Source organism: Ruegeria sp. BC7, from assembly GCF_056539165.1.
This window is the reverse complement of the sequence record NZ_JBQFUL010000024.1, coordinates 1-1,030: the sequence shown is the minus strand read 5'-3', so window position 1 is coordinate 1,030 and position 1,030 is coordinate 1. Positions and strand designations below refer to the sequence as shown.

Annotated in this window: 2 protein-coding genes; both read right to left on the bottom strand. The window is 50.6% G+C overall.

Annotated features, from left to right (window positions below):
- Positions 1-188, bottom strand: a 188-nt coding sequence (locus tag ACR0KS_RS20410) for an antibiotic biosynthesis monooxygenase (protein ID WP_480693336.1), incomplete at its 3' end; no start/stop codon positions are given.
- A gap of 183 nt (positions 189-371) precedes the next feature.
- Positions 372-1,030, bottom strand: a 659-nt coding sequence (locus tag ACR0KS_RS20405) for a rhodanese-like domain-containing protein (protein WP_170700197.1), incomplete at its 5' end; no start/stop codon positions are given.

Genomic DNA, 1,030 nt, shown 5'->3' with positions numbered 1-1,030 from the left:
GAATCCAAGTCGCGCCATAGCATGGTCATGCAGAACGTATTCGGATCGCCTCTCCACGGCTTTCCAGCAACTACCCAGATCAGGCCATCTTGGCTTTTCACAAGAGGCAGTATCTGATCGAGAAAAATCGCCTCAAATTCTTCGGCCTTGCTATCGTGTACGCTCAATCTGAACTGGCGGAGCAGCATTTCGAGTTCCTCCGGATTTATTGGTTTCACCAAATATTACAGACAGGGACAACCGTCGTGGTCTCTCTGCGTATATCGATCAGCAACAACTGAATGTCTGCTCTATCGCTAATCAGAGGCTCCCAATAACCGTTGCTGGCCTTGTTTCCAAGGCGAGACCAAGGGTGAAGGGCGTGCGTCGAGCTACTCGTTTTCTATGGCAGCCGTTGGAAGGCCTTGCTCGACCCAATCTGGAAACCCACCCGCATAGTACCGAGGATCCTCGAAGCCCCAGAGTTGTGCCTTTATCGCAGCATAAACCGAATATGGGCAATGAGGCCCATGGCAACTGAAAACTATAGTGTCATCAAGATTTGCTATTTCGAGAAGAGCGTCGCGGGACAGGCCAACTAACAGCGAATAGTTGACTGAATTGGGTATGTGCCCGGCATTAAAATCTAGCTTTGCGCGGACGTCGACGAATTTCGCCGCGCCTTGTTCCCAAAGCCCACGCGCTTCTTCAGTGTCAATTCGTGAGATTGATTCAGGGTAGTACAAACCTTCGACACGCTTCAAACGGTCTGCGACATCATCGTAATCAACGTCATTGCCAGTGCTTGGCGGTACACCGGCTTTCACAACGCCATCGTACAGATGTCGGCGATAGTCTGGGTCGTATCCATACATGTCACCATACCACCAGATAAGGCTTTCTTCAGCGGTAAACGGATCATAATACGACGGTACTGCAATAGCGTCGTACTGCTTTATCAGATCTGGGACGTCATCCAGCCGCCCCAAGTGACCAAGTGCGGATACCAGCGTCGTAATATCGGCCACAATGTCAGAATTGCGTTTGAGTA